This is a genomic window from Bizionia argentinensis JUB59 (assembly GCF_000224335.1).
GTDB classification, from domain to species: domain Bacteria; phylum Bacteroidota; class Bacteroidia; order Flavobacteriales; family Flavobacteriaceae; genus Algorimicrobium; species Algorimicrobium argentinense.
The window spans coordinates 39604-65378 of sequence record NZ_AFXZ01000005.1 but is presented as its reverse complement, the minus strand read 5'-3'; the positions used below and the strand labels follow the sequence as shown (position 1 = coordinate 65378).

The following is a 25775-nucleotide window of genomic DNA, read 5'->3' as shown; positions in this document are numbered from 1 at the left end:
ATGACGATTTTTAGCTGTTCAGACAGTCTCTTTTTATGTTTGCTCATAATTCTTTACATATATTCACGACTATAATATTTTATAACATCGTAAAAAATATTAAATTTGAGTCGCTTGAGCAATACCTATGATTTTTAAATTCCCATTTCTACTTATAGCATTTTTTATATGCAGTTTTGTTCACGCACAGACTAGCGCTCAAAATAAATTTCTGGATAGTGTTGCGCATTATAGAGCACTTGCAGAAACCAATTCCTACAGTTTAAATAAGCGTGTTGTATTTGTAAAAAAAGCTATTAAGTTTTCGGAAGATTCTCAATTAGATTCTACCATTTTGAAGTCTAAACGTCAATTAGCGACATTGTACTTACGTCAATTTGCTATTGATTCTCTTTACGGCTTAAATCATGAAAACCTGAAACTTGCTAAAAAACTTGAAGATAGTATAGCTGTTGGTTATATTAATAATGTGTTGGGCTGGTACCATTCACAGAAATACCAAAACGATAGTTCTTACATTTATTACTTCAACGCTTCCAAAAATTTTGAAGCATTAAATCTACCAAAAGATCAAGCTAGCACATTGAATTCTATGGCCACTATTCAGTTTGAAGAACGGGATTATGTAGGTTGTGAAATCAATGCATTTAAAGCAATTAGGTTATATCAAAGTCTGCCACAGAGCGATGCTGTATTGGGTGATTTATGGGGTTTATATAATCTAGTAGCCATTGCTTCCGATGAGTTGAAACTCTATGATAATGCGTTGAAATATCATTTTAAAGCCTTGGATTATAGTAATCAGATAAAAGATAATTTTTTATATTCTCTTTATTCTAAAAGTAATATTGCCCTTATTTATAAAGAGCAAAAGGACTATGAAAAAGGACTAATTATTTATCAGGAACTGTTTAAAGATGAAAGTATCTTGAAACAGGAACTAGAAAATTACGCGCTTATTTTAGGAGATTATGCACTTTTAAGGCATAAAACTGGAAATTTTGAAAAGGAAGAGATAAAAAGTATGCTTTTGGAAGCCTATCATATTAGTGATAGTATTGAAAATGATTTCAGCATTATGTCTGTCGCTTTGAATACTTCTGAATTTTATTTAGACGAAGGCCAGAAAGATTCTGCACTTATTTTTGCTGACATTGCGTATAATAAAGGCAAAGAATCTATAACTAACAATGTTATTTTAAATGCTTTATTGCTAAAATCTAGATTGGAACGTCCAGAAAAATCACAGATATATTTAAATGAGTATATTCATTTAAACGATAGTTTGGTTAATAAGGAGCGGGCGATTAGAAATAAATTTGCACGTATAGAATTTGAGACTGAACAAATTGCATTGGAAAATGAACGGATATCTCGAGAGCGTTTGTGGTTAATTATCCTATCTGTTGGTTTAATTTTCACCCTTGTATTGCTATATATAATTTTCACGCAACGTAATAAAAACAAGGAATTAAAACGTGTTCAAGAGCAGCAAGAAGCTAATGAGGAAATTTACAATTTGATGTTAACGCAACAGGATAAAATTGATTCTGCTCGAACTAACGAGAAAAAACGAATCTCTCAAGACTTACATGATGGTGTTTTGGGACGTCTTTTTGGAACGCGTTTAAGTTTGGATAGTTTAAATATCAGTTCAACAGATGAAGCAATAAAAACGCGTGAAGGTTATATTAAAGAATTAAAAATTATAGAGCAAGATATTCGAGAGGTTTCCCATGAACTAAACAACGATGTTATTTTAAACTCTAGTTATCTTGATATTGTTGAAGCGTTGGTAGAAAGTCAAACTAAAACTTATGAATTAACATTTACTTTGAAGAGTGATCCAGATGTTCCGTGGGAAGATATACCAAATAAAACTAAAATCCACATTTATAGAATGCTTCAAGAAGTGCTTTTAAATGTTTATAAACATGCACAAGCAACTCACATAATTATCGAGTTTTCGCAAGAAAAAGCTGTAATTTGCCTCGAGGTTTCAGATAATGGCGTTGGTTTTAATATAAAAAAATCAAAAAAAGGAATTGGTTTAAAAAACATGTATGCGCGGGTATCAGAATTTAGTGGAAAACTATATATTAAATCTGAAAAAGATACCGGAACTAAAATTTCAATAAAAATCCCAGTCTAACTTAAAGAGCTTTATAATATTATGAGTAAAACGATTCGTATATTAATGACTGACGATCATCCTATGATTATTGAAGGATATCAGAACACGTTGATTGCGACAAAAAATGCGCAACAAGAACTGGAAATTGATATAGCTAATAATTGCGATGAGTCGTTAGAATTTATGCGTAAAGCCGTGGATATTGAACAACCCTATCACGTTTTGTTTATGGATATTAGTCTACCACCTTCTAATGACCCAAAATTTACTTCGGGCGAAGATCTGGCAAAATATGCTAGACGAATTATGCCACAATGTAAAATTATTATGCTAACTATGTTTGATGAACCTTATCGCATACATAATATTATTAAAGATATTGATCCAGAAGGTTTTTTAATTAAAAGCGATTTAACATCGCGTGAGTTATCAAGTGCTTTTAAAGCGGTATTAAATAATCCGCCATATTATAGCGGAACCGTTAGTAGTGTTATTCGTAAAACGATTACTAACGCTATTCATTTAGATGATATTGATCGGAAAATTCTATATCTGCTATCACAAGGAATCCGAACTAAAAGTTTAAAAGATTATTTTGAAATCTCTTTGAGTGCCATTGAAAAACGTAAGAAACAGCTAAAAATCACTTTAGATGTTCCTGATGGTAGCGATGAAAAACTATTGGCACTTGCTAAAAAAGAAGGTTTTATATAAGATAATCAGTCCCTAAATTAAAAAAAAGCACTTTTATTAAATAATTTAGTGCTTGCAGGCCTTTGCGCTCCTGGGGTTACGGTTTAACCGTAATTGCCTTGCGGTTTAACCGCAGCGTGAAACTAAAAGTTATGCTTACATTTATCGTATCAGATACAAATTAAATCCCCTCAATACGAAATTTGTTGTCTTATTAGCATTATATCCGAACCTCATGGATTTCCATTATTTGAATTGGAAGCCATGGGGTTTATTTATTTTAAAAAGAAAAGATAGCACTTTTATAATCCCAAAACGTCGTTACAAAGAAACCGAGATATACCAGAGCGACAATAAATTTTATAAATGTGCCGGCTAAAAAGCCCAAAAACGACCCAAAAGCGGCCTTAGCTGCAATTTTAGAATCTGCTTTATTAATCATTTCACCTATAAAAGCACCTAGAAAAGGCCAAATTATAATGCCGAAAGGTCCAAAAACAGGGAATATAATAGCCACTAATAATCCTAAAGTCGTACCTATTACACCCTTTTTACTGCCGCCAAAACGTTTGGTTCCAATGGCAGGTATAATATAATCTAATGCTAAAACAAGTAAGGCTACGGCCAAAGTTACTCCTAAAAACGTCCAGTTATTGGGTACAGCTTTAGTTAAATACAATAGAAGTAGGCCAAACCAACTTAATGGTGGTCCGGGTAAAATTGGTAAAAAGCTTCCTGCAATACCAACTAGCATTAGAATAAAGCCCAAAATAACTAAAACTATGTCCATGTTTTTTATGTATAAGACGAAGGTAAAGAAAGAATGTTACAATTTATCAACTAATAAATTAGTTTAAACTATATATTTAGTTATATTTGTGTAACTAGAAGTTTAGTTTAATGATTGGTTACTACAAATACTATGACAAAAAAAAAGCAATTAACAAAAGCCGAGGAGGAAATTATGCAGGTATTATGGCAGCTGGAAAAAGCCCCTGTAAAAGATATTATAGCCGAGTTACCAGAGCCGAAACCTGCCTATAATACGGTTTCCACTATAGTAAGGATTTTGGAAAGCAAAGGTTTTGTGGACTATGAAAAACAAGGGAAAGGGCATGTCTATTTTCCAATTGTGAAAAAGCAAGATTACAGCAATCAAAGCATCAATTCGTTAGTAGATAATTATTTCCAAGGCTCTTTTAAAAGTATGGTCTCCTTTTTTATGCAGAAAAACGACATTAGTTTGCAAGAATTAGAATCTGTTTTAAACGAGATTCATAAAGACGAAAAATCATGATACACTACATTATTCAAGTTATAGCGTTTCAGTTATTCTTTTTGATTATTTATGATGTTTTTTTAAGGAAAGAAACTTTTTTTAATTGGAATCGTGCCTATTTATTAGTCACTGCCGTGTTATCGGTTTTACTACCGTTTATAAAAGTGGCAGGTTTTAAAAATGCTATTTCAAAAGATTTTATCATCACTTTGCCAGAGCTATTATCGCAAACACCGAATACTATTTTTTTAGAAGAAGTGGTAATAAATGGCAGTAATACCTCTCATAGTTTTTTATGGTATACTACAACCGTTTTAATTGTAGGAAGTACATTAGCTATACTCTTTTTCCTATTCCGCTTATTTCAAATCGTAAAATTAGCCTATCAAAATTCGAAACATAAAGAAGGATACATTTATTTTGTGAACATGTTAAAAACTTCGGTGGCATTTTCGTTTTTTAACTATGTGTTTTTAGGCGAAAAAATAAAAGAAACCGAACGTGAGCAAATTATTAAGCACGAACTGGTACATGTAAACCAAAAGCATAGTTGGGATTTACTCTTTTTTGAACTGTTACGGATTGTTTTTTGGTTTAATCCGTTAGTGTATATGTATCAAAACCGCATGGCAGAGTTGCATGAGTTTATTGCCGATTCAAAAGCCGTGAAACTTAATAAAAAACAATATTATGAAAGCTTACTAGTACAAATATTCGATACGAATCAGGTATCATTCATCAATCCATTTTTCAAACAATCATTAATCAAAAAACGAATTATTATGTTACAAAAATCAAAATCCAAGCAAGTACAATTAATCAAGTACGCCCTATTAATTCCATTAGTATCAGGAATGTTACTGTATTCCTCATGCTCGGAAGAAGCCGTTGTTCCCGACGTAGTTGAGCAGGAATTAACACTTATCGAGCAAATAGATGCTTTAAAAGTCTCTTTTGACGCCAAAGGTGAGTTATCTGATGCTGAAAGTGAAGCTTTGCATGCCATGTTCATTAAAGCATCACAAAATAACACCAATGAAAAATATGAAACTCAAATTGTAACGGAGGAACTCGGTAACGAGCATCCAGAAATTTTGGAAGCTCCTTTTTCAGTAGTTGATCAAGCTCCAGTTTTTCCTGGCTGTGAAAACGGAGTTTCCAATGAGGCAAATAAGCAATGTATGAGCAAAAAACTTAATGCTTTTGTTGCCGAAAATTTCAATACTGAATTAGCTAATTCTTTAAATTTGACAGGTATTGTCCAGATTAGAGTATTCTTCAAAATAAATGAATTAGGTAAAATTGTGGACATTCAAGTAAGAGCAAAATATCCAGAATTAGAAGCCGAAGCACAACGCGTTTTAAATATGATTCCCGATTTAATTCCTGGAGAGCATAAAGGCGTAAAAGTTAAAGTGCCGTATTTCTTGCCAATAAAATTTCAAGTAAATGAATAGACTTATTGTACTAGTGGTTATACTAGCTTTTTTTAAAACCGAAGCGCAACCTTCGGTTTTAAATATTGCAGATAGTTTGTATGTAAACGGAAACTTTTCAGAGGCTATTAAAACCTATAAATTATATGGTGATATGGATGATATTTCATCCAAATTAGCCCGATCCTACCAAGCTATTGGTAATTATGACAAAGCCCTAGATCACTATCAGAAAGGCATTAAGGTATTTCCAGACAATGCGCTATTGAAGTATGAATATGCCAAGTTATTATCAAAAACCAAAAACTATCAAACAGCGTCCTCTGTTTTTAAGCAGTTGATTGCACTAGATTCTCTGCATCCAAATTACCATTATGAGTTGGGTTTGGTTTATGAGAAGTTGGGAGATTCATTAATGCATTCGGAATACAAAAAGAGTTTCCAGTTGGATTCTGGGCATCAAAAAGCCATTTTCAAATTGGCTAAACGGCAAATACAAATTCGCAATTATGATTCAACAACCTATTACCTAAATGTGGGTTTAAAAACTTTTGAGAATAATGGCGCACTTATCAATTTAAAGGCTCAAAATTATTATTTTCAAAAAGATTATAAAAAAGCCACTATTTGGTTTGAAAAATTACTGGGTTTAGGTGAAGATTCACAGTTTGTTCATGAAAAATTAAGCTATTGTTATTCTCAAATATCAGAGGTGCATAAAGCTATAGAGCAGCAAAAACTAGCAATTGCTAAAGAACCGAGAAACAGTAAAAATCTTTATATTTTAGGCGAATTATACACGCGAATAGATGATTATAAACAGGGAGAACATTATATAAAAAAGTCTATTGAATTGGTTGATTTACCTTTAGACTATGAATACATGAAATTAGGAACTATTCAAAATCACCAAAACAAGTATAAAGAAGCTATTCAATCTTTTCAGAGTGCTTTAAAAGAAAATCCAGACAATCATTATGTAGCTTTTTATTTAGTTTTTACCCAAGATAAGTACTACAAAGATGTAGATTCAAAAATAAAATTATATGAGAACTTTATAGCTAAATACCCAAAAAACCCCTTTTTATTCAAAGTTAAAAGCCGATTAAGTGAATTGAAGGAAGAAAAATTTATGAATTTAGATTAAAATCTAAAAATATCGTATTTTTCGATTTCATAAAAATCTATGAAAAAGCTTTACGTTATCTTAATATTTTTAACGATTTCATCCTGTAATTATTTCGATGCAAAAAAAACATCGTCGGACGTTATTTTAGAAAATGAATTGCGCACGTTTAACTGGAACGAAGTAGATGAATATCCCATGTTTGCAACCTGTTACGAAAATGCTTCCAAAGAAGAAAAGAAACAATGTTTTCAGAATACTTTAACACATATAATTACCACAAAACTACAGCGTCATACGCTAATCGTTTCACAAGATATTAGTGATACAATTTTTATAAAATTTAAAATTTCAAAAGAAGGGAATTTATCGCTTATTGATATAGAAGCAGATTCCTTAACGATTAAAGAAATTCCAAATATTAAAGAATTACTTCATGAAAGTGTCGATTCATTACCTGAAATTTTTCCAGCTATTAGACGCAGTCAACAGGTTAATACGGCATTTACTTTACCCGTTATTATTCAGGTCGATTAGACTTAACTTACTCAATTATAATTACAAATTAATTTTATAACCTAAAGCAAAATCAATAGGAAAATTATCGCTGTTATCACTAAATAGTGCGTAAATATCATGATAAGCGAAAGTGATAAAGCTATTATCCGTCAAACGAAAATCGGCGGCAATACCTAAAATAAATGGCGCATCGATACCTGAAAACGATTCTTTATAAGTTCCAGTTTCAGGCAACTCCAATGCATAAGTGGCATTTCCAAAATTGTAAGTCACCATTTTTAAATTCCCATATATATTAAAACGGTCTTTATTAATTATCCGGTAACGATACCCGATAGCCATTTGCGTTGAGGTGTATTTAAAATCGTCAGCTTCCAAGGTATGTCTCGCATGCAAAAAAAGCGCATGACGTTGTAATTTAGTAGATTCAAAGAACTCAAATTCCAAGCCAAAAAATGGTACGCTGGTATTATTTGGGTTTCCAACTAAAGGTTGATTGGTGATTCCACCAAAAACACCCAATCGTACTTGTAGCTTTGCCCGAGGGGAATAATTATAGCTTAAATCGGTTGTGGCATTGTACATATTGAAAAAACCTTCCAAACTGCGTAATGTAAGGTTTACTTTTTCTGTAGGAACACCATAACCTTCGGTTAAAGTATTTAATACTGATTTGTATTCTTCTTGATATTTTTTAGTGTCCGTATTTTTTGTGTTAACCAGCTCTTGTATATTACCGTTTTTAGTTTTAACAAAATAACGGTACGTTCCATCATCAATCGTCCAAAGTAGGTCTAGATTACCTTCAATAGCTGTTTGTAATTCTAGCGTTTCATTATTAATGGTGTACGATTGCTGTGAAAACCCTAAAAACCCAAATGCTAAAAAACCGATTAAAAAGATAATCTTTTTCATGTTGCGTGCAAATGTTTGTTAATGGTAAATCTAAAAAAATTAAATGGTAACTATTATACTATCTTATTATTTCTTAAACGTTCTACCTTTCCAAGTGTAACTTTTAAAAAATGATAAAACGATAATATATAAGCTGAAAAATGGATAAAAAATGCTGGCAGATATAAAGATTGGTAGCACCGATTCCTGTTGTAAAAAACGACTTGTTTTAAAGATTAACAGAAAATCGACCATAAATTTAATTATAACAATGTATAGGAAGTCTGTAACACTTAAGCCATCAAATAGTATCACAGGGATGAGTAGAATAAGCAATAGATTCATCAACATAACGACCAAGCCTGTTATAATTCCGAAAAAACTTTTATAATGTGTTGTTTTGGCCATCCAGCGTAAACGTTGTGATATTAGTTGTCCCCAATCTCGCTGTGGTTTTGTTTCTACGGTTGCTTCAATAGATTTTAAATAAAACACATCGTCTGGGTTATTTTTAAAGGCTTTTTGTAGTAGGAAAACATCATCACCGCTCGCTATTTTATCAGAACCTTCGAAACCTGATAATTCCGTGAAGAGTGTTTTTTTATACGCCAAATTGGCGCCATTAGCTAAAAAAGGCTCTCTAACTCCAAAAGCTCCAATAGTAGTTCCCATTAAACTTAAAATATCCATGGTTTGAAAACGATCCAAAAAAGAAGCAATATCATAGTAGTTTACTGGTGCAGCAATTAAACGATAATTGTTTTTTTGAATAAAACAATCGAAGGTGTTTAACCAATGTTTAGGTACACGGCAATCGGCATCCGTTGTAATAATCCAATCGTATTTTGCTATGCTTATACCTTTAGTTATCGCTTCTTTTTTAGGTGAAAAGTTTACACCTTCGTTTTTTAATATGGTTACGTTTTTTAAGCCGTTCTCTATAAATGTTTTTACGATTTTCACAGAATTGTCTTCCGATTGGTCATCAATTAGAATAATTTCAAAAAAATCAATGGGATACTGTAAATCTTTAATGGATTTTAAAAGTTGTGGCAAGTTATTAGATTCGTTTCTAAAAGGTATTACTATGGAGAATTGTGTTTCTGCGGGAATATCATCCAAATAAAATTTAGGAACCTTATCAAAACCATAAATAAACACACTTATTAAAAATAAGTACGTCAATGTTATGGAAATGGCAATTATAAAAACCATAGTTAGGATTTAAATCGTTTAAATTTTAAAACAAATATACTACCACATATGCTTGGAAGTACAACATTAAGCAACCACATAATAGTTACCGTACTTAAAACGGTTAAGGTATTAACGCTAATAAAAGCAAATAAATATACAGCGACACTACTTTTTACAAGCACATCGAAAATAAAAATAGAAGGGATGATAGACGCTAAAAAATACATACTTGTTATTATTGTAAGTATCTGGTAATAAGATGTAGAAACATTAAATAAGGTTAAAAGATAGTAAAATTGAAATGAAAAAACAGCATATCTGATAAAAGCGAATAAAAATGCTTGACTATAAATTTTAAAAGGAAGTTTTTGGAAGTAATTTTTTATACTTTGAAAAGAGTAACCTTTAATCTGCAAATTACTTTTTGAAACGGCTAAAAAACCAATTCCAGCAATAACGAGAGCAATTATAGAAACTAGAAGAATTTTATTAACATTTATAATGCTTTCATATCTATTTAAGAAAAGATACAAACCCATGCAGCCCAAAATAACAGTTACCAGCATTTGTAAGCTATTTCCTAGTAAATTCAGAGCAACAATACGTTTGCGTTGTTCAGCTTTGTAATAGAGTGCTTTTACGCCGTATTCGCCAATACGATTAGGTGTTAGTAAAGATGCAGTTAAAGAGCTTAGGCTTTGCTCCATAGCACTATAAAATGAAATCTTTTTGAATGACGATACGAGTATTTGCCATTTTAAAATTTCAAATAGCCAATTAAAAGTACTTAAGCTTATTAAAAAAGTAATCGTTTTGAATGAAAACTGATTGTTTTGTTTTAAAATCGTAACAAATTGATCCAAATTTAAATTTGGATTAGCGGTTAGTTTCCAGTAAATAAAATAAAAAGCACCAACAACGACGCTTAATTTAATAAGTACAAAAAAGAATTGCTTAATTTTGTAGGGAATCCTTCCTAACATATTTTGCTGCGGTTGGTTAACGAGTTAATAATACAAATTAAAACATTTAACTTTATGTACATCGCTTTTAATCGTATTTTGCTTGGTGGATTCGTTGTAATATTTTCTTTTATTAGTGTTAGCAGCTTTGGGCAAAGCGAAGCTAGCCTTTGGAAAGCTCAATTTTCAGTTGGTATTAATAATCCGAGTTCTGATGGATTCGTTGTCGGTTACCAAGGTGAAACCGTTAATTTTCCAACCATCCAATTAGGTGTTCAGCGCATGATTAAGCGGCAATTTGGGGTAAAATTAGATTATGGATTTAACCGATTGAATCATAATTCTAGTTCGCCATATTTTAAAATAAATTATTCTAGAATCAATACGCAATTTATATACGATCTAACACCATTAGTCAATTTTTTACCTCTTCATTTGGGAGTTGTAGCACATGCAGGTCCAGGACTTTCAATGGTAAAGCCGTTGAGTGGTTATTCAGAGAATAACACGTCGTTTTTAAATGCCATGGCTGGCTTGGAGTTTCATTATACCATTTCAAGAACGCTTTCTGTTTTTTTAGACACATCTTACATTTACGGATTTAGTTCAAGTTTTAAACCAAATTCAACCGGATTTGGCTCATTCAACGGAAACCTATTTACGGCAACAGTAGGCGTTTCAATTTCATTAAGCGGTTGCTATTATTGTGATTAATGACGAAAGAAAAAATTATATTAGGTATTGATCCAGGCACAACCATTATGGGTTTTGGTCTGATAAAAGTTGTGGGAAAAAAAATGTTTTTTTTACAGTTAAATGAACTGGATTTAAAAAAATACGATGATCATTATTTAAAATTAAAACTTATTTTTGAACGTACCATAGAATTAATCGACACACATCATCCAGATGAAATTGCTATTGAAGCACCTTTCTTTGGGAAAAACGTGCAAAGTATGCTTAAGTTAGGACGCGCTCAAGGAGTTGCTATGGCAGCAGGCTTAAGTCGAGAGATTTCTATAACAGAATACGCACCTAAAAAAATAAAAATGGCAATTACTGGAAATGGTAATGCTAGTAAAGAACAAGTTGCCAAAATGTTGCAAAGTTTACTAGGATTAAAAACGATACCAAAAAATTTAGATTCTATGGATGGTTTAGCCGCAGCGGTTTGTCACTTTTATAATGAAGGCCGTGTAGAAGTTGGGAAAGGTTACTCTGGTTGGGATAGTTTTGTAAAGCAAAATGCGGATCGTGTTAAAAAGCCAGTTAAATCTCCAAAGGGAAAATAATTATGACGGATTTTAATAATGAGAATCAATCGAGCATGAGTTCTTTAGATTCGGATAAATTAGAAGGAGCAGGCATTTACATCCACATTCCGTTTTGCAAGCAAGCCTGTCATTATTGTGACTTTCATTTTTCAACGTCTCTTAAAAAAAAGGAAGAACTCATTCAAGCATTAATCACAGAAATCAAATTAAGAAAAGGCGAATTTGCAAAAAAAACTGTTGAAACCATTTATTTCGGTGGTGGAACACCAAGTCTTTTATCGGCGGATGAATTGAAGTTAATTATAGATTCTGTTTATAAACACTATCAGGTTTCTGAAAATCCTGAAATTACTTTAGAAGCCAATCCAGACGATTTAATAGAGGCAAAGGACGTCTCGAAAACTATTTTTGAAGACTATAAGTCCATTGGAATAAACCGTTTGTCTATTGGAATTCAGTCTTTTTTTCAAGCTGATTTAAAGTTGATGAATCGCGCGCACAATTCTGAAGAAGCCAAAATAGCCTTGCAGGAAGCAACGAAGTATTTCGATAATATTTCTGTCGATTTAATTTACGGAGTCCCTGGTTCCACCAATGCGCAATGGCTTGAGAATATTGAAACAGCGTTATCTTTTAACATCCCGCATATTTCAAGCTACGCATTAACCGTAGAGCCAAAAACAGCACTAGCCAGTTTTATAAAAAAAGGTATTATTGAAAATGTAGATGATGCATTGGCAGAAGCGCAATTTCATTTATTAGTAGATACGTTAACGAGTCGCGGTTATATACATTATGAACTTTCTAATTTTGGAAAACCAGAATATTTTAGCAAAAATAATTCGGCGTATTGGCAAGGCAAATCTTATTTAGGAATTGGTCCTTCGGCACATTCGTTTAATGGTAAAGTGCGTGGTTGGAATATTAGAAATAACACGAAATATATTGAATCTTTATCGGAGAATAAATTGCCTTTAGAAATTGAAACGCTAACCAAAACCGATCAATATAACGAATATATCATGACAGGTTTGCGAACCATTTGGGGCGTTTCATTAGAAAAAATAGAACGTGATTTTGGTTTGCACTTTAAAGAACTCTTACTTAAGGAATCTGAAAAACACATTGTCAACCAACTGTTGTATATTAAGGAAAATAGTTTACACGTTACTAAAAAGGGTCTGTTTTTAAGTGATGGTATTGCCTCCGATTTATTTCTTTTAAATTAACTGAATTAGAGTTGTTTTTAAACGGACTTTTGCGTTTATTATAATAACATTGAATTCAGAAAAAACACATACATGATTGCAACAATAGAAACCAATTCTAAAAAATATAAAATAGATTTATCTAAAGCTTTAGATATTTCGATTTCAATGCGTGCCTCTATAAATAATGTTAATGCTTGGTATCAAGGTCCGCCAGAAATTGAACCTGTTCAAGATGGCGATTGGAAGGCGAGTGTAGCTGAAGGTGCCGCTATAAACTTCAATAATATTTCATTTAATCCTCATGCACACGTTACGCACACGGAATGTGTTGGACATATTACAAAAAAAATACATTCTATAAACCAGAATTTAAAGCAATTTTTCTTCTTGGCAGAAGTGATTACCGTTGCACCAGAAAAGAGTAAAAAAGATTTTGTAATTTCTAAAAAGCAAATTCAATTTGCTTTAGGAAATAAAAAGCGTGAAGCTGTTATTTTACGAACTATTCCGAATACGAAGGAGAAATTAAACAAGCAATATTCCAATACTAATCCGCCATACTTGTTAGAAGAAGCGGCTATTTATCTTCGGGAAAAGGGGGTGAAACATTTATTGATAGATTTACCGAGTGTGGATAAAGAAGTGGATGAGGGCGAATTATTAGCGCATCATGCTTTTTGGAATACAGCAGGAAAGAAACGTTTGGACGCGACTATTACCGAATTGATTTTTGTTCCAAATTCTGTGGAAGATGGCACTTATTTTTTAAACCTTCAAATTGCACCTTTTGAAAATGATGCAACGCCCAGCAAGCCCGTTTTATATGCAATTGAGTAATTTGTTAGAAATAAGTACCGTTTTTATACCCCATGAATATAGAGCAAGTTCAAGAATACTGTTTGAAAAAGAAAGGCGTTACAGAAGAGTTTCCTTTTGATAATGACACATTAGTATTTAAGGTTTTAAATAAAATATTCGCCTTGCTACCATTGCAAAGCTGGGAGTCCGGCCAAGCTGCTATTAACTTAAAAGCTGATCCAGATTATGTTATAGAACTTCGTGAAAATTATTCTAGCATTCGTCCGGGTTTTCATATGAATAAAAAACATTGGAATACCGTTTATATCTATGAAGATAAGGTGTCTCCAAAGTTTTTAAAAGAATTGATAGACCATTCTTATAATATGGTAGTAAAAGGCATGACTAAAAAAATGCGCGATTCCCTTCAATAAAAATCGTATCTTTGCCTGCTGAAATCAAGCATATTAATCTTCAAAAAAAATAGACATGAGTGTTTTACAAATGATACAAGAACGCAGTAATCATACCTGCGAATTATGTACTTCAACTGAAGACTTAAAGCAATACACCATTCCACCATCCTTAAATGAAAACGTGGCTAATGATGTTTTGGTTTGTAAAACGTGTTTAGATCAAATAGAAGGTAACGAGGAGATGGATGCAAACCACTGGCGTTGTTTAAATGACAGTATGTGGAGTGAGCACGTGGCGGTTCAAATTATGGCTTGGCGTATGCTACAGCGTTTGCGTGGCGAAGGTTGGCCTAAAGACTTGCTAGATATGATGTATTTGGACGATGAAGCTCTGGCTCTAGCGCGTGCAACGGGTGAACATGAAGATGAAGCTAACAAAATTATTCACCGCGATGTAAACGGCGTTATTCTTGATAATGGCGATAACGTTGTATTGATTAAAGATTTAAAAGTGAAAGGTTCTAGTATGGTTGCCAAACAAGGTTCTGCTGTTAGAAATATTCGCTTGGATCATGAAAATGAAGAGTTTATTGAAGGAAGAGTTGATGGACAGCAAATTGTAATTATCACTAAGTACGTGAAGAAAACGTAAGTTTTTAATCTATTCTTTTTTGTTCTTTCTGAAAAATGAAAAACCTAAAGGAAACACAAATAGTAGAAATAAGAATTTCCCTGTTACCAATCCATAAATAGTTACGGCTGCTGCCAAAACCATTAAAACAATCTTTGTTTTTCTGGACATTAGTTTGGGCTTTTCCTGTAACTGTTTGGCGTTATACCTTTAATGGTTTTAAACTGTCTGTTAAAATTCGAAATATTATTAAACCCAGATTGATAGGCGATCTCCGAAATGGATAGGTCGGTTTGGGTTTGCATTAAGCGACAAGCATTCTCGATGCGCAATTCGCTTAAAAACTGAAAGTAGGTTTTATTCGTTCGTTTTTTAAAGTATTTACAAAAGGCATTCTTGGTCATATTAGATACTTCTGCAACGGCATCTAAAGTAATATCAGTTGTAAATTGATTCATAGTATAGGCTAAAACGTGACGCATACGTTTCCCTTCATTATCTGAATATTTCTTATCATAAATAAAAGATGATAAACTTTCAAAATCAGCTTTTGAAGTGATTTTTAAGAGTTGTAGCAATATGATAAAACGCTCTAATTTGGAAGCTAATTCCAATTGCAAAAATAATTTCTTAATAGCGTTTTCATTGGATGTTACTTTAAAACCATGTTTGGAGCGTTTAAAAAAAGGCTGTAATTCATGCAGTTCTTCCAAATTAAAGAAATCGGTTCCAAAGGATTCTTTAGTAAAAAACATAGATAACATATGTGATTTATTAGAAGCTTCTACATCGCTTTTAAACACATGTGGCATATGACTATCTAATACTAAAATATCGTTTTTAGTGTAGAAATTTACGGAATCACCAACAACGAGTGTACCATCGCCTTCCAAAATAATACTTATCTGAATTTCCTCATGTTCATGCAGTTTGTCATAAAAAGCAGGCACATAATCCACTTGATAAACAAAGGCATCTTGTTCGGGTTTCGGGATGTTAAATGGTAGGACTTTCATCAGTTGTTTTTAATATCTTAAAGTGCAAAAATAAGAAAATACTATTCGTGAATTCCAGTATAAGTTAATTTCGGGATAATATTAGATCAAAACAGATAAATATATACTTAAAGCGTTGTATTCTTATACATAACACTTACTTTGGTTAGGTATAGATACATAAAAATTTTATGATGGAGAATAATTTAAAATGGGAGGAATTCGTAAAAATCGATATGCGAATCGGAACAATAATTTCGGCTGAAGTTTTTAAGGAAGTTAAGAAACCTGCCTATAAAATGATTATTGATTTTGGCGATTTAGGAAAATTAAAAACTTCTGCTCAAATCACGAAACTTTACACATTAGAATCTCTAATTGGAAAACAGGTTATTGCCGTGGTAAATTTCCCACCAAAACAAATCGCTAATATAATGAGTGAATGCTTAATTATAGGAGGATTAGGAGTAGGAACGGATGTGGTGTTGTTGCAACCTGAACGTAATATGCCTAATGGCACGAAAGTAGCTTAATGCCCTGTTGGTTAGTGTTTTGTAGGATTTTTAATCATAATATTTATGATGAACTGAAAGTTGCGCAGTATATCGAATAGTAAGTGTTAAGTTAAAATAATATCTTATATTTGAAGTCCCTCATATAATTAATAGCACAATATTTATTGTTTAAAATTTAAAACCATGTGTTATGAGCTTAATTATATCCAGCAGCAAAAACTTTTTTGATATAAAAGGAACTCTTGATAGAAACTCAGTTAGTATGTTTCAAAAGGAATTCGAAAATGTTTTCGAGAAATTACAATCCGTTACTATTAATATTGAAGGATTAAAGAGTATTGATAAACTTGGGGTTACAGCGCTTGCCAAATTGCATAATGAAGCTTTACTTAAAAAAACAAAATTATCTATTATCGGTTTTGGTTGTAAAGAATTATATGATGATTTTAAAACCTTTGATGCTGCATAATTAGCTAGACATGTCAGCAATAATTTTCCATTTACCATCAATTTTTTTGAGAATAATTAGAAATTCTCCTTTTGCATCGCCAACGGATCGTTTTAAATGATATTGGCCCATGACGTAATAGGAGTTGCTTTCAATAGTTGAAATGGATTTAATTGTAAAGTTTAGTTCGCCCGTATATTCTTGGTTAGGATAGCCTTTTTTATAGTTGTCTAGTGTTTTTTGCCAGCCTTTGGTAATACCACTGCTTCCGTGAAACTTTAGGGAGTCACTTTGCCAGTAACCCTGCATATAGCCTTCTAAATCAAAATTATTCCAGTCTTTTTCTTGTGTTTCTAAAACTTGGCGGATGGCTTTACTGTCCGCTTCACTTGTTTTAGATATTTCCGATTGTGCTGATATTCCAACGGAGAATAATAGGCTTAAAATTAGATATAGTGACTTCATAAAGAGTATTATTTATTGGTTCTTTAAAAGTACGAACTAATTTTTATAGTTTAGTTTGTTATAAGCTCATTAGAATAAAAAGACCTCACAGTCCGGAAGTATCGGGATTGTGAGGTCTGATAAAAACATCTAATTTATTTAGAAATTTTATTTAACGGACGTAAAATGAACCGTTCCTTGGTCTCCATTAATATTTGTGGAAACATTTATATGCGGTTCTTTTTTAGTGATTTTCAGTATATCCGTATAAGAAGTCTTTTTTCCATTATAGAAGTAGGTGACTTTGTCTTGTAGCTTTTTAACAAAATTATACGCCGTATCACCCGCCATTGTATTATTTGTAACGCTTGTCTTTGCATGTTTTTGATCACTGATTTTTACGACTGGTTTTTTTGATTCAGCATCGTCCGATACGTGAATGCGTAGGTTGAAGTTCTCTTCAGTTAGTTTTATCGCTTCTTTAGAGGTGATTTTTTTATAATTATAGGAGAACGAAGCGCCCTGTTCGGATAGTTGTTTCATGTGTTCCGGTGGAGCCGGGGGCGTTTTAGGTGGGACTGAATCAGATTTATTGCCATTTCCTACTAAAGTTATCTTAGCTACTGTTGTTATGCTCCAAGGGTTTTTATTTTTATCACTTTCTTCTTTAATAGGGTCTGAACTCAATGAAATAGTTGGGTTTTCGGGGGTTCCAAGATTAGATCTTAACGACTCATGTTTTACATCAGTTCCTACACTAATTCCCCAAGGATTTTCTTCTGTACCAGTCATTGGTTTTGGTGGTGCAGGCGGCGGCGGTGTTAAGTTTCCTGGAGCTGGCGGTGCTGGCGGTGCTATCGGTGCTGGTGGTATTGGCGGTGCTGGCGGTGGCGGAATATTACCTGTTTCTCCTTTTTTTACTTTGTGTTTTTGGTTATAATCCTCGTGTACATTTTTGTATTTTGCTTTTTGTTCCGGAGTTGCATTTGCAGGAATTGGCGGTGGTGGTGGTAGTTTAGAGAAATCAGGAAATGCTGCAGCTTTCTCCTTTTGTGCAACGGTCATTAAGCTATAAAGGTATTTTAATCTCTCAACATCTTTGTGTTTAACGAAGCCTTGATTAGTTATTTGCGTTGTTGTTAAGGTTGCTAATCTATTGTATTCTGCAATTTGTTCTTTGGAAACGCCTTTTTGGTTAGAATTGACAATTTCAGGTTCTGCTGGTGCATAAACTTCTTTAATGCTACTAAAACTGTAAATTAATACAGCTAGCAAGGGCAGGATGATGAGTCCTTTTACCCATTTAACGGTTGTTGATGTGTGTGATTTCATAACTGTAAATCGTTTTTTAATTAATGAATAATTGATAGCATTCGCCAAATGATGAGTCTGTGCGTCTTCCATATTAGTGGAAACTGAAAATGCCAATAATATATGCTGATAGGTTTTCGTGTCTGTTCCAGTATTTAGAACAGCTTGATCAGCTAAAAACTCGTGATTGAGTTTAATGTCTTTTTTTATAAAATAGAGTAGTGGGTTAAACCAAAATATTATTTGTAATATTTCAATAAAAAGAATGTCTAAAGCGTGTTTTTGCTTGGCATGTGTTTCTTCATGTAGCAAAACTTCCGAAGGAATATCATGAGTTTCATATTTCGTTTTATTCAAAAATATAAATTGTAAAAACGTATGTGGATAAACTAAATCGGTCATTAAAACATGAACGAAACCATGATTTTTGTATTTCGGATTTTGCTTGATTCGTTTAATAAGTTGATTTAAGTTGTTAGCAAAACGACCAGCAAAAATAACAACACCTAAAAAATATATAGACCATAAAATAGTTGGGAGATAGTCGGAAAAAGTGGGAGCTACTTCTGGCGCTGTAACCGCCGATTCAGAACTAAAAGAGCTAACTGTAGTTATAATAGGAGCAGCTTCAAGATAACTGGTAAACGTAATGAAAGGAATGGCTATGGACACTAAAAGCGCTGCTAATAAGTAGAAACGTTTAAAGTGATGGATGCTTTCTTTTTCTAATATTAGTTTATAGAATATCATGAAAATAGCCAAGCAAGCACTGGATTTTAAAATGTAGATGTCCATAATAAAGTCGTTAATGTGTGTTTTATAAAAGTCTCATTGAACCTTTTGAATTTAAAGCTACAATAAATTCAATTAACTGAACTACTGTGGTTTATTTTTAATTTCCTGATCAATGAGCGCTTTAAGCTGTTCTAATTCGGCTTTAGTTAAATTAGTTTCTTTGGTAAAAAAAGAAGCGAACTGTGAGGCGCTATCATTAAAGAAGTTCTTTATTAAACCATTTACATGTTTGGAAAAATAGGCTTTCTTTTTTACGAGCGGATAATATTCACGCGATTTTCCAAATAGGGTATAGGCTACAAAACCTTTGTCGGACATGCGTTTTATAAGTGTCGCAACCGTAGTTGGCGCGGGCTTTGGCTCTGGATAAGCTTCAAGTAAATCTCTCATAAAGGCTTTTTCCAATTTCCAAAGGTGATTCATTAACTCTTCTTCCGATTTTGATAGTTGCATCTTCTACAAGTTTAGATTGTGTTCTACAAACATAGAGTAAAAATATATATTCTACAAGTGTAGAGGTGATTTATTTCTAAATTGACACAAAAAAAAGTATCGAGAGCTATAACATGACGTTAAATCTCGATACTTTTTCCTTAAGTTATTATAAAATAGGACCCAACAGTCCCGAAGTATCGGGACTGTTGGGTCTGGAAAGGGTTTAAGCCTTTTTAGAAAGTTCTGTGAAATACTTGTAAAACAACGGAATCGTTTCAATTCCTTTTAAATAGTTCCAAACACCAAAATGTTCGTTTGGCGAGTGAATAGCATCACTATCTAAACCAAAGCCCATTAAAATAGTTTTACTTTTTAGTTCTTGTTCAAAAAGCGATACTATTGGAATACTACCACCAGAACGCTGTGGAATTGGTTTTTTACCAAACGACTCTTCATAGGCTTTACTCGCCGCTTGATAGCCTAAACTATCAATTGGAGTTACATAACCTTGTCCGCCGTGATGTGGCTTTACTAATACTGTAACACCTTCTGGAGCGATGCTTTCAAAATGCTTTTTGAATAGTTCGGTAATTTCTTCCCATTCTTGATGTGGAACTAAACGCATAGATATTTTAGCAAATGCCTTACTGGCAATAACCGTTTTAGCACCTTCACCAATATAACCACCCCAAATTCCGTTAACATCTAATGTTGGACGAATGGAGTTACGTTCGTTAGTTGAGTACCCAGCCTCACCATAAACCGCATCAATATCTAACGATTTTTTATAAGCATCGAGTGAAAACGGCGCTTTGGCCATTTCTGCACGCTCTTCTTTTGATAATTCTTCAACTTTATCATAAAAACCAGGTATGGTTATATGATTGTTTTCATCATGTAAAGACGCAATCATTTTAGTCAGTATGTTTATTGGGTTTGCCACTGCGCCTCCGTATAGACCTGAATGTAAATCGCGATTCGGACCAGTTACTTCTACTTCCACATAACTTAACCCACGTAAACCGGTTGTTATACTAGGAACATCTTTAGCAATCATTCCTGTATCTGAAATAAGAATGACATCATTTTTTAGTTTTTCATGATTGTTTTTCACAAAAGTTCCAAGGTTTACAGAACCAACTTCTTCTTCACCTTCAATCATGAATTTTACGTTACATGGCAGTTGGTTAGTGGATGTCATAAATTCCATTGCTTTCACGTGCATGTACATTTGTCCTTTATCATCACAAGCGCCACGTGCAAAAATTGCACCTTCCGGATGTAATTCTGTTTTTTTAATTACAGGTTCAAAAGGAGGGGACGTCCATAATTCAATAGGATCGGCTGGTTGCACATCATAATGTCCATAAACCAAAATAGTTGGTAAATTTTCATCAATCATTTTTTCACCATAAACAATTGGGTAGCCGTCAGTTTCGCAGATTTCTACATGATCACAACCTGCTTTTTCTAAACTGAACTTAACAGCATCGGCGGTACGAAGTACATCGTGCTTAAACGCAGGGTCGGCGCTAACCGAAGGCATTTTTAGTAGTTCAATTAATTCATTTAGAAAGCGTTGTTTATGTTCGGCAACGTAACCTGGTATGTTTTTCATAATAATAGGTTTTGTTATTTCTGAAGTCGCAGAAATAATTTTTATTGTGTTTCTTCAAAAGTACAAAACAAGCTGAACATTTTTATGATAAGATGGGTTTGATTATTCAAACTATTGTTTATATTTGCATCCCGATTACAGAATACGGTAATCATTTTATCGCGGGCGTGGTGGAATTGGTAGACACGCTAGACTTAGGATCTAGTGCCGCAAGGTGTGGGAGTTCGAGTCTCCCCGCCCGCACGATTTGGAAAAAAGCTTCTTGGAAACAGGAGGCTTTTTTATTTAGACATAATAGCATACTATATTTTATTTCTACGTTAACTTAATAGATACTAAAGGGTTCAATGGCTTTAGCTATTAGTTTATTTAATTAGATAACTTTAGAATTGACCTATTTTACAATGTAAAAATATTATTGATTGTATATTCTGAAAATCTCGACTAGTTCTGGAATCGATTGAATGTCAAGCTTTTCAAATACACGGTTTTTGTAAGTACTTACTGTTGATGTATGGAGATTTAATTGATTGGATAATTCTTTTAATGGTAAGCCTTCAACTAATTTATTGGCGACTTCTAGCTCTCTGTTTGAAAGTACTTCGATTGGTGATGAGCTTTGCTGCTTGTTTAGCGTGTTCGAAACCATCGAATCCTTAATTTCATCGCTTATATATTGGCCTTTAAGAAACATAGCAGATAGGGCTTCATCAATCTGTTCTTTTGGGGAAAGCTTATTTAAGAAGCCATTAGCGCCCATTTTTAGATAACGCAACGCATACAACTGCTCATCCTGAGAAGAAAAAATGAGTATTTTTAATTCTGGTTGTTTTAATTTAATGAAATCAATAGCCTGTTGCAGCGTGCCATTCGGCATGTTGACGTCTAGAATTACAAGATCAAAGCTTTCTTTTGAAATTAAAGCGGAAAGCGATTTGTAGTCTTCTGCTTCAGATAGTAAGGCTTGGGGGCGTAGTTGTTTTATAATTTGTACTAATCCCATGCGCACAATACCGTGATCATCCGCAACTAAGATGCGAGTGCCATTATGCATAGTAATTTATTTTTCGATTTTGGACAGGATAATAGAGATCGTCGTACCTACATTTTCGGTGGAATCAACTTCTAGTTCTCCGTGTACAAAGGTAACGAATTTTTTAGCAATCTTTAAGCTTAATCCCGCTCCTATTTCTTCTCGTGTCCCATGAAAAACGGGACCTTCAAAACTGAAAAGTAATTTTTGGGTTTCTAAATCCATTCCCATACCAAAGTCAACTATCGATAAAGTGATAGTATTAATATTCTCAAAGACCTCAAAATAAATGGTCTTTTCCAAAAACGAATATTTAATGGCATTGTCCAATATCTTTTTTAAGATATAGGAAATCAAGAAGTTATCATTTTGGAAAACTATGTTTTCATCTCCCTTAAATAGAAAATCTAATTTCTTCTCATTCAACTTATCCTTAAAATCTTTTTGAAGCGCGGTGAATAATTCAAGAACAAATATGTTTGATTTCTTTGGTTCAAAATCGTCCATTTGGGTTCTTAACCATTCTCCAGTATCGGATAAGGTTTGTAGGTTTTTTTTAGCATCTTGATTTATTTTAGGCAATAAATTAAAAAAATCATCTTTGCTTATCGTGGAATTCTCTACAGCTTCGGTCATTAACAAAAGACTTCCGAAAACATCTTTAAAATCGTGAGAAATTAATGATAGTAACTCTGTTTTAAACCTGCTTGCTTCTTCTAGTTTTTCTATTTCTGGTTTCATTGATTAAGTATTTTTTAGAAGCTTCAATATTTTTTTCTTTTGAATAGATGCCGCTATTAATTATAGTCAACTCAGACTTGATTTATTTTTCCACTTTTAAAGATGGAATTCCCAGCCATTTTGATAACATATTGCTTAAATTTTGCTTCAAAATAGGTTTTGCAAGAAAATCATTCATTCCTGCTTGTAAACATTTCTCCATTTCTCCGGGAAGGCTGCCTGCCGTTAATGCTATAATGGGTACTTCTACGTGTTCTTCAATATTTCGGATTTTACGTGTAGCTTCTAAACCATTTAACTTGGGCATTTGTACATCCATCAAAACAAGATCGGGGTTTTCCGAACGGTATTTTTCAAGGGCTTCATCGCCGTTTTTCGCCTCAATTATTGTTGAATCGGGAAGAAGGTTTTTCAAAAATATCTTTGTAAGATGCATATTTATATCATTATCCTCTGCTACCAAAATCTTTAAATTGTAATCTTTTTTTGGTGCTGGTATTTCTTGAATATTTATATTTTTTTCCTTTGTAAGACTCTTAAGCTCCGATAGCATCTTATACATCTGCTTCATCCGGATGGGTTTAACTAACCGGCTTTCTACCTCTAGTTCATCGCAGGCCTTTTGAAGATGATCGTCATCGGACGAGCTATAAAGTACGATAAAAGGTTGTTCGCGAGTATCAGAGGGTTGTTGAAGCCCTTTTATTTTTCTTATCGTTTCAATGCCGTCCATAACCGGCATATGGTAATCCATAATTATTACATCAAACTCGGATTCTTTCATCATAATCATTAAAGCTTTTAGGCCACTATCCGCTTCCTCTACTTCAATGTCTTTAATTTCCAACATGCGTCGTAATATTTTTCTGTTGTTCTCATTATCGTCAACAATAAGTACTTTCTTAATATCTTGAAGCCCATTTTTCAATTCTTCAATTTCCACTTTAAGTTCAAGATCAAAGAAAAAGTTACTTCCTTTTCCTTGTACGCTTTCAAGTTGTAGCTTACTGTTACCTAATGCTAATAGTTTGTTGGATATGGTGAGACCAAGGCCTGTTCCGCCATATTGTTTGGTAATGCTGCCATCCTCTTGCGAGAATGCATGAAATATTTCTTCCTGTTTGTTCTCGTGAATCCCAATGCCAGTATCCTTAACACCAAACCTTAAAAGCATCTTGTTACTGCCATGGTCTTTCAAAATTTTTATGTACAATTTGATTTCACCTTTTTCAGTAAATTTTAATGCATTTCCTAAAAGGTTTACAAAAATCTGCTTCATACGCATGGCGTCTGCCCAAATATATCGTGGAATATTATGGTCTATATCCATTAACATTTCCAAGCCCTTTTTATTTATTCCGTAGGAAACAATATTAAATGCTTCAGAAATTACTTGCTCTACCTCAATCCGATCAACTTCCAATTTCATACTGTTACTTTCCATTTTGGAGAAATCGAGGATGTCGTTAATAATACTGTATAAAGATACTCCAGATTGATTGATAATCTCCAAATACTGCCTTTGGGTTTCATCTAGGTTTGTTTCCAATGCAAGCTCGGTAAAACCAATAATGCCATTCAAAGGCGTTCGGATTTCGTGACTCATATTTGCAATAAATTCAGACTTCACTTTAAAGGCTTCTTCCGCCGCTTCTTTGGCTGTTTTAAGAGCTTTATCTAATTTTAAGCGCTCTGTGATATCTTGAACATTTGCCAAAATTCGTTTGTTTCCAGCTGCATCTTCATCCATAGTACTCATAAAATACCAAATAGCTCTTTCTCCAGATTTTTTAACAATAGACATTTCGCCCGATGCCTTTCCGTGTTTTTCAATGGCAATTAAGTATTGTTTTACCTCGTCGTGCCTTTCAGGGACAATTAAATTAAAAAGGGTCGAATGCCTCATCTCTTCCTCGGAATATTCGGTAGATAAAAGTCCTTGTTGATTAACTTCTAAAAAGTTGCCTTCCAAATCATGGATGCATAAAATTCCTTGAATATTATCAAATAAATTCCGAAAATTTTGCTCACTTTTTTTAAGTAATTGTTCTCTTTCTACATATTCTGTAACATCGCGACCTATTGCAAATACTAATCGCGTTTCCAGTTCTGGGGTGCAAGTCCATTCTATCCACTTAACTCCATTGTGCTTCGTGTTATATCTATTTGTGAAATGTACAACAGATTTGCCTCTTACGAGGTTCTGTGTCATGGCAACAGTTTTTGCCACGTCATCGGCGTGAACAAAATTAATACAAGGCGTTTGCATAAGTTCATCATGGGACCAGCCCAAGGTTTTTGAAAACGTTGGATTTATTTTTGCAAAAGTCCCTTCAAAGGTTGTAATTCCGATTAAATCATTAGAGAGCTCGAATAAATTATCTATTTTTTTTAATTGTTGTTCCTTGGTTTTGCTCGCTATCCATTTAGTAATCTGTGATGCTGCCCTTTTCAAGGTTCGCTCATCAGATTTTGTTAAAATTCGATCTTTATCGTCAAAAATGTTTAGAGTTGCTATGGGTTTGTTTTCTGAATTTAGAATAAACTGAGTTTTCCAAAACTTCACTTCTATTTTCCCCAATGCAGAAGTTGGGATATCAAACTTTAAGTTATTGTTGTCAGTAAACTGTTCAGGGTCATACGAATCTTTTGGCCATATTTTTAAAACGGAATCGTCGGTGGATGCTAAAATAAAAGAATCTCCTTCTTCAAAGAAAACAACGGTACACAAAGCCATATCTGTTAATTCTGCCACAGAATGAACCAAAAAATCTAAAGAGTCAGAATATCGATCACTAAGAGTTTTAAATCGGGAGATTAAATCTTTTTTCCCTTGGTTGTATTTTAGATGTTTGTTTTCCATTTTTTTC

The 25775-nt window shown here is 33.3% G+C and carries 27 protein-coding genes and 1 tRNA gene; 15 read left to right on the top strand and 13 right to left on the bottom strand.

All coding sequences use genetic code 11. The annotated features are described in order from the left end of the window. The first annotated feature begins 127 nt into the window (after window positions 1-127). Both BZARG_RS02790 and BZARG_RS02785 read left to right on the top strand, forming a co-directional pair. Window positions 128-2152: a sensor histidine kinase gene (locus tag BZARG_RS02790; RefSeq protein ID WP_008635090.1), complete on the top strand. Its 2025-nt coding sequence runs from the start codon at window positions 128-130 to the stop codon at window positions 2150-2152. Window positions 2153-2173: 21 nt separating this feature from the next. Further along, on the top strand, window positions 2174-2848 hold the full coding sequence (locus BZARG_RS02785) for a response regulator (RefSeq protein ID WP_040287940.1): 675 nt from the start codon (window positions 2174-2176) through the stop codon (window positions 2846-2848). A 259-nt stretch (window positions 2849-3107) separates the two neighbouring features. On the opposite strand, the gene BZARG_RS02780 is transcribed toward BZARG_RS02785, so the two are convergent. Continuing rightward, entirely contained in the window at window positions 3108-3617 is a 510-nt protein-coding gene (locus tag BZARG_RS02780) for a DUF456 domain-containing protein (RefSeq protein ID WP_008635205.1), read from the bottom strand. Between the two features lie 132 nt (window positions 3618-3749). Between BZARG_RS02780 and BZARG_RS02775 the strand changes: the two genes are divergently transcribed. The 4 genes from BZARG_RS02775 to BZARG_RS02760 are packed head-to-tail and all read left to right on the top strand — an operon-like array spanning window position 3750 to window position 7205. Next, a complete protein-coding gene (locus BZARG_RS02775; protein ID WP_008635083.1) occupies window positions 3750-4124 on the top strand; it encodes a BlaI/MecI/CopY family transcriptional regulator in 375 nt (124 codons plus the stop codon). Beyond that, window positions 4121-5563, top strand: a complete 1443-nt coding sequence (locus BZARG_RS02770; RefSeq protein WP_008635197.1) for a M56 family metallopeptidase — start codon at window positions 4121-4123, stop codon at window positions 5561-5563. The genes BZARG_RS02775 and BZARG_RS02770 overlap by 4 nt, the downstream gene beginning before the upstream one ends. After that, window positions 5556-6689 carry a tetratricopeptide repeat protein gene (locus tag BZARG_RS02765; RefSeq protein ID WP_008635189.1) on the top strand — a complete coding sequence of 378 codons (1134 nt, stop codon included), beginning with the start codon at window positions 5556-5558 and terminating at the stop codon, window positions 6687-6689. The genes BZARG_RS02770 and BZARG_RS02765 overlap by 8 nt, the downstream gene beginning before the upstream one ends. Window positions 6690-6728: 39 nt before the next feature. After that, window positions 6729-7205: a hypothetical protein gene (locus BZARG_RS02760; protein WP_008635118.1), complete on the top strand. Its 477-nt coding sequence runs from the start codon at window positions 6729-6731 to the stop codon at window positions 7203-7205. A gap of 21 nt (window positions 7206-7226) precedes the next feature. On the opposite strand, the gene BZARG_RS02755 is transcribed toward BZARG_RS02760, so the two are convergent. From BZARG_RS02755 to BZARG_RS02745, 3 genes are all read right to left on the bottom strand, one after another. Further along, entirely contained in the window at window positions 7227-8102 is an 876-nt protein-coding gene (locus tag BZARG_RS02755) for a hypothetical protein (protein WP_008635148.1), read from the bottom strand. 66 nt (window positions 8103-8168) lie between these two features. Then, window positions 8169-9296 (bottom strand): glycosyltransferase, encoded by a 1128-nt coding sequence (locus BZARG_RS02750; protein ID WP_008635092.1) that lies wholly within the window; start codon window positions 9294-9296, stop codon window positions 8169-8171. Window positions 9297-9298: 2 nt separating this feature from the next. Then, window positions 9299-10261 carry a lysylphosphatidylglycerol synthase domain-containing protein gene (locus BZARG_RS02745; RefSeq protein WP_008635153.1) on the bottom strand — a complete coding sequence of 321 codons (963 nt, stop codon included), beginning with the start codon at window positions 10259-10261 and terminating at the stop codon, window positions 9299-9301. A 54-nt stretch (window positions 10262-10315) separates the two neighbouring features. Here BZARG_RS02745 and BZARG_RS02740 point away from each other — a divergent pair, with 54 nt between their 5' ends. The 6 genes from BZARG_RS02740 to BZARG_RS02715 all read left to right on the top strand — a co-directional run bounded on the left by BZARG_RS02740 (window position 10316) and on the right by BZARG_RS02715 (window position 14591). Further along, a complete protein-coding gene (locus BZARG_RS02740; RefSeq protein WP_008635139.1) occupies window positions 10316-10954 on the top strand; it encodes a hypothetical protein in 639 nt (212 codons plus the stop codon). Then, the gene (gene ruvC, locus BZARG_RS02735; RefSeq protein ID WP_008635155.1) at window positions 10954-11532 is read left to right on the top strand and encodes a crossover junction endodeoxyribonuclease RuvC; all 579 of its coding nucleotides are present in this window, start codon (window positions 10954-10956) and stop codon (window positions 11530-11532) included. Before BZARG_RS02740 ends, ruvC begins: the two co-directional genes overlap by 1 nt. Before the next feature lie 35 nt (window positions 11533-11567). Then, the gene (hemW, locus tag BZARG_RS02730) at window positions 11568-12743 is read left to right on the top strand and encodes a radical SAM family heme chaperone HemW (protein WP_040287946.1); all 1176 of its coding nucleotides are present in this window, start codon (window positions 11568-11570) and stop codon (window positions 12741-12743) included. Window positions 12744-12815: 72 nt separating this feature from the next. After that, window positions 12816-13562 (top strand): cyclase family protein, encoded by a 747-nt coding sequence (locus BZARG_RS02725; RefSeq protein WP_008635088.1) that lies wholly within the window; start codon window positions 12816-12818, stop codon window positions 13560-13562. Between the two features lie 32 nt (window positions 13563-13594). Continuing rightward, entirely contained in the window at window positions 13595-13957 is a 363-nt protein-coding gene (locus BZARG_RS02720; RefSeq protein WP_008635087.1) for an MmcQ/YjbR family DNA-binding protein, read from the top strand. Between the two features lie 55 nt (window positions 13958-14012). Continuing rightward, window positions 14013-14591: a PhnA domain-containing protein gene (locus BZARG_RS02715; protein ID WP_008635201.1), complete on the top strand. Its 579-nt coding sequence runs from the start codon at window positions 14013-14015 to the stop codon at window positions 14589-14591. 9 nt (window positions 14592-14600) lie between these two features. Here BZARG_RS02715 and BZARG_RS15840 read toward each other — a convergent pair whose 3' ends face one another. Together BZARG_RS15840 and BZARG_RS02705 are read right to left on the bottom strand one after the other, a co-directional pair. Beyond that, window positions 14601-14741 carry a hypothetical protein gene (locus tag BZARG_RS15840; RefSeq protein ID WP_008635133.1) on the bottom strand — a complete coding sequence of 47 codons (141 nt, stop codon included), beginning with the start codon at window positions 14739-14741 and terminating at the stop codon, window positions 14601-14603. Beyond that, on the bottom strand, window positions 14741-15586 hold the full coding sequence (locus tag BZARG_RS02705; RefSeq protein ID WP_008635143.1) for an AraC family transcriptional regulator: 846 nt from the start codon (window positions 15584-15586) through the stop codon (window positions 14741-14743). The genes BZARG_RS15840 and BZARG_RS02705 overlap by 1 nt, the downstream gene beginning before the upstream one ends. 170 nt (window positions 15587-15756) lie before the next feature. Here BZARG_RS02705 and BZARG_RS02700 point away from each other — a divergent pair, with 170 nt between their 5' ends. Together BZARG_RS02700 and BZARG_RS02695 are read left to right on the top strand one after the other, a co-directional pair. After that, on the top strand, window positions 15757-16098 hold the full coding sequence (locus tag BZARG_RS02700) for a tRNA-binding protein (protein WP_008635175.1): 342 nt from the start codon (window positions 15757-15759) through the stop codon (window positions 16096-16098). A gap of 172 nt (window positions 16099-16270) precedes the next feature. After that, window positions 16271-16549, top strand: a complete 279-nt coding sequence (locus BZARG_RS02695; protein WP_040287938.1) for an STAS domain-containing protein — start codon at window positions 16271-16273, stop codon at window positions 16547-16549. On the opposite strand, the gene BZARG_RS02690 is transcribed toward BZARG_RS02695, so the two are convergent. From BZARG_RS02690 to BZARG_RS02675, 4 genes are all read right to left on the bottom strand, one after another. After that, window positions 16550-16993, bottom strand: a complete 444-nt coding sequence (locus tag BZARG_RS02690; protein WP_008635204.1) for a YybH family protein — start codon at window positions 16991-16993, stop codon at window positions 16550-16552. It lies immediately after the preceding gene. A 147-nt stretch (window positions 16994-17140) separates the two neighbouring features. Further along, a complete protein-coding gene (locus tag BZARG_RS15160) occupies window positions 17141-19078 on the bottom strand; it encodes a M56 family metallopeptidase (protein WP_008635089.1) in 1938 nt (645 codons plus the stop codon). 81 nt (window positions 19079-19159) lie between these two features. Then, window positions 19160-19531, bottom strand: a complete 372-nt coding sequence (locus BZARG_RS02680; protein ID WP_008635120.1) for a BlaI/MecI/CopY family transcriptional regulator — start codon at window positions 19529-19531, stop codon at window positions 19160-19162. 205 nt (window positions 19532-19736) lie between these two features. Then, window positions 19737-21131: a dipeptidase gene (locus tag BZARG_RS02675; RefSeq protein ID WP_008635079.1), complete on the bottom strand. Its 1395-nt coding sequence runs from the start codon at window positions 21129-21131 to the stop codon at window positions 19737-19739. A gap of 161 nt (window positions 21132-21292) precedes the next feature. Here BZARG_RS02675 and BZARG_RS02670 point away from each other — a divergent pair. Next, window positions 21293-21374 (top strand) — tRNA-Leu (locus BZARG_RS02670). A gap of 172 nt (window positions 21375-21546) precedes the next feature. Here BZARG_RS02670 and BZARG_RS02665 read toward each other — a convergent pair. The 3 genes from BZARG_RS02665 to BZARG_RS02655 form a co-directional block, all read right to left on the bottom strand. Beyond that, window positions 21547-22185: a response regulator transcription factor gene (locus BZARG_RS02665; RefSeq protein ID WP_008635164.1), complete on the bottom strand. Its 639-nt coding sequence runs from the start codon at window positions 22183-22185 to the stop codon at window positions 21547-21549. Between the two features lie 6 nt (window positions 22186-22191). Beyond that, window positions 22192-22905: a sensor histidine kinase gene (locus BZARG_RS02660; protein ID WP_008635151.1), complete on the bottom strand. Its 714-nt coding sequence runs from the start codon at window positions 22903-22905 to the stop codon at window positions 22192-22194. An 82-nt stretch (window positions 22906-22987) separates the two neighbouring features. Further along, window positions 22988-25768, bottom strand: a complete 2781-nt coding sequence (locus tag BZARG_RS02655) for a PAS domain-containing hybrid sensor histidine kinase/response regulator (protein WP_040287937.1) — start codon at window positions 25766-25768, stop codon at window positions 22988-22990. Window positions 25769-25775: the final 7 nt, after the last annotated feature.

Bases quoted from the DNA above. Each gene is read 5' to 3' on its own strand.
- BZARG_RS02675 (WP_008635079.1), bottom strand. From the start codon at position 21,131: ATGAAAAACATACCAGGTTACGTTGCCGAACATAAACAACGCTTTCTA.
- BZARG_RS02750 (WP_008635092.1), bottom strand. From the start codon at position 9,296: ATGGTTTTTATAATTGCCATTTCCATAACATTGACGTACTTATTTTTA.
- BZARG_RS02660 (WP_008635151.1), bottom strand. From the start codon at position 22,905: ATGAAACCAGAAATAGAAAAACTAGAAGAAGCAAGCAGGTTTAAAACA.
- BZARG_RS02780 (WP_008635205.1), bottom strand. From the start codon at position 3,617: ATGGACATAGTTTTAGTTATTTTGGGCTTTATTCTAATGCTAGTTGGT.
- BZARG_RS02785 (WP_040287940.1), top strand. From the start codon at position 2,174: ATGAGTAAAACGATTCGTATATTAATGACTGACGATCATCCTATGATT.
- BZARG_RS02700 (WP_008635175.1), top strand. From the start codon at position 15,757: ATGATGGAGAATAATTTAAAATGGGAGGAATTCGTAAAAATCGATATG.
- BZARG_RS02705 (WP_008635143.1), bottom strand. From the start codon at position 15,586: ATGAAAGTCCTACCATTTAACATCCCGAAACCCGAACAAGATGCCTTT.
- BZARG_RS02715 (WP_008635201.1), top strand. From the start codon at position 14,013: ATGAGTGTTTTACAAATGATACAAGAACGCAGTAATCATACCTGCGAA.
- BZARG_RS02775 (WP_008635083.1), top strand. From the start codon at position 3,750: ATGACAAAAAAAAAGCAATTAACAAAAGCCGAGGAGGAAATTATGCAG.
- BZARG_RS02755 (WP_008635148.1), bottom strand. From the start codon at position 8,102: ATGAAAAAGATTATCTTTTTAATCGGTTTTTTAGCATTTGGGTTTTTA.
- BZARG_RS02770 (WP_008635197.1), top strand. From the start codon at position 4,121: ATGATACACTACATTATTCAAGTTATAGCGTTTCAGTTATTCTTTTTG.
- BZARG_RS02695 (WP_040287938.1), top strand. From the start codon at position 16,271: ATGAGCTTAATTATATCCAGCAGCAAAAACTTTTTTGATATAAAAGGA.
- BZARG_RS15840 (WP_008635133.1), bottom strand. From the start codon at position 14,741: ATGTCCAGAAAAACAAAGATTGTTTTAATGGTTTTGGCAGCAGCCGTA.
- BZARG_RS02765 (WP_008635189.1), top strand. From the start codon at position 5,556: ATGAATAGACTTATTGTACTAGTGGTTATACTAGCTTTTTTTAAAACC.
- BZARG_RS02680 (WP_008635120.1), bottom strand. From the start codon at position 19,531: ATGCAACTATCAAAATCGGAAGAAGAGTTAATGAATCACCTTTGGAAA.
- BZARG_RS02655 (WP_040287937.1), bottom strand. From the start codon at position 25,768: ATGGAAAACAAACATCTAAAATACAACCAAGGGAAAAAAGATTTAATC.
- BZARG_RS02740 (WP_008635139.1), top strand. From the start codon at position 10,316: ATGTACATCGCTTTTAATCGTATTTTGCTTGGTGGATTCGTTGTAATA.
- BZARG_RS02745 (WP_008635153.1), bottom strand. From the start codon at position 10,261: ATGTTAGGAAGGATTCCCTACAAAATTAAGCAATTCTTTTTTGTACTT.
- BZARG_RS02725 (WP_008635088.1), top strand. From the start codon at position 12,816: ATGATTGCAACAATAGAAACCAATTCTAAAAAATATAAAATAGATTTA.
- BZARG_RS02690 (WP_008635204.1), bottom strand. From the start codon at position 16,993: ATGAAGTCACTATATCTAATTTTAAGCCTATTATTCTCCGTTGGAATA.
- BZARG_RS02665 (WP_008635164.1), bottom strand. From the start codon at position 22,185: ATGCATAATGGCACTCGCATCTTAGTTGCGGATGATCACGGTATTGTG.
- BZARG_RS02790 (WP_008635090.1), top strand. From the start codon at position 128: ATGATTTTTAAATTCCCATTTCTACTTATAGCATTTTTTATATGCAGT.
- hemW (WP_040287946.1), top strand. From the start codon at position 11,568: ATGAGTTCTTTAGATTCGGATAAATTAGAAGGAGCAGGCATTTACATC.
- BZARG_RS02760 (WP_008635118.1), top strand. From the start codon at position 6,729: ATGAAAAAGCTTTACGTTATCTTAATATTTTTAACGATTTCATCCTGT.
- BZARG_RS02720 (WP_008635087.1), top strand. From the start codon at position 13,595: ATGAATATAGAGCAAGTTCAAGAATACTGTTTGAAAAAGAAAGGCGTT.
- BZARG_RS15160 (WP_008635089.1), bottom strand. From the start codon at position 19,078: ATGGACATCTACATTTTAAAATCCAGTGCTTGCTTGGCTATTTTCATG.
- ruvC (WP_008635155.1), top strand. From the start codon at position 10,954: ATGACGAAAGAAAAAATTATATTAGGTATTGATCCAGGCACAACCATT.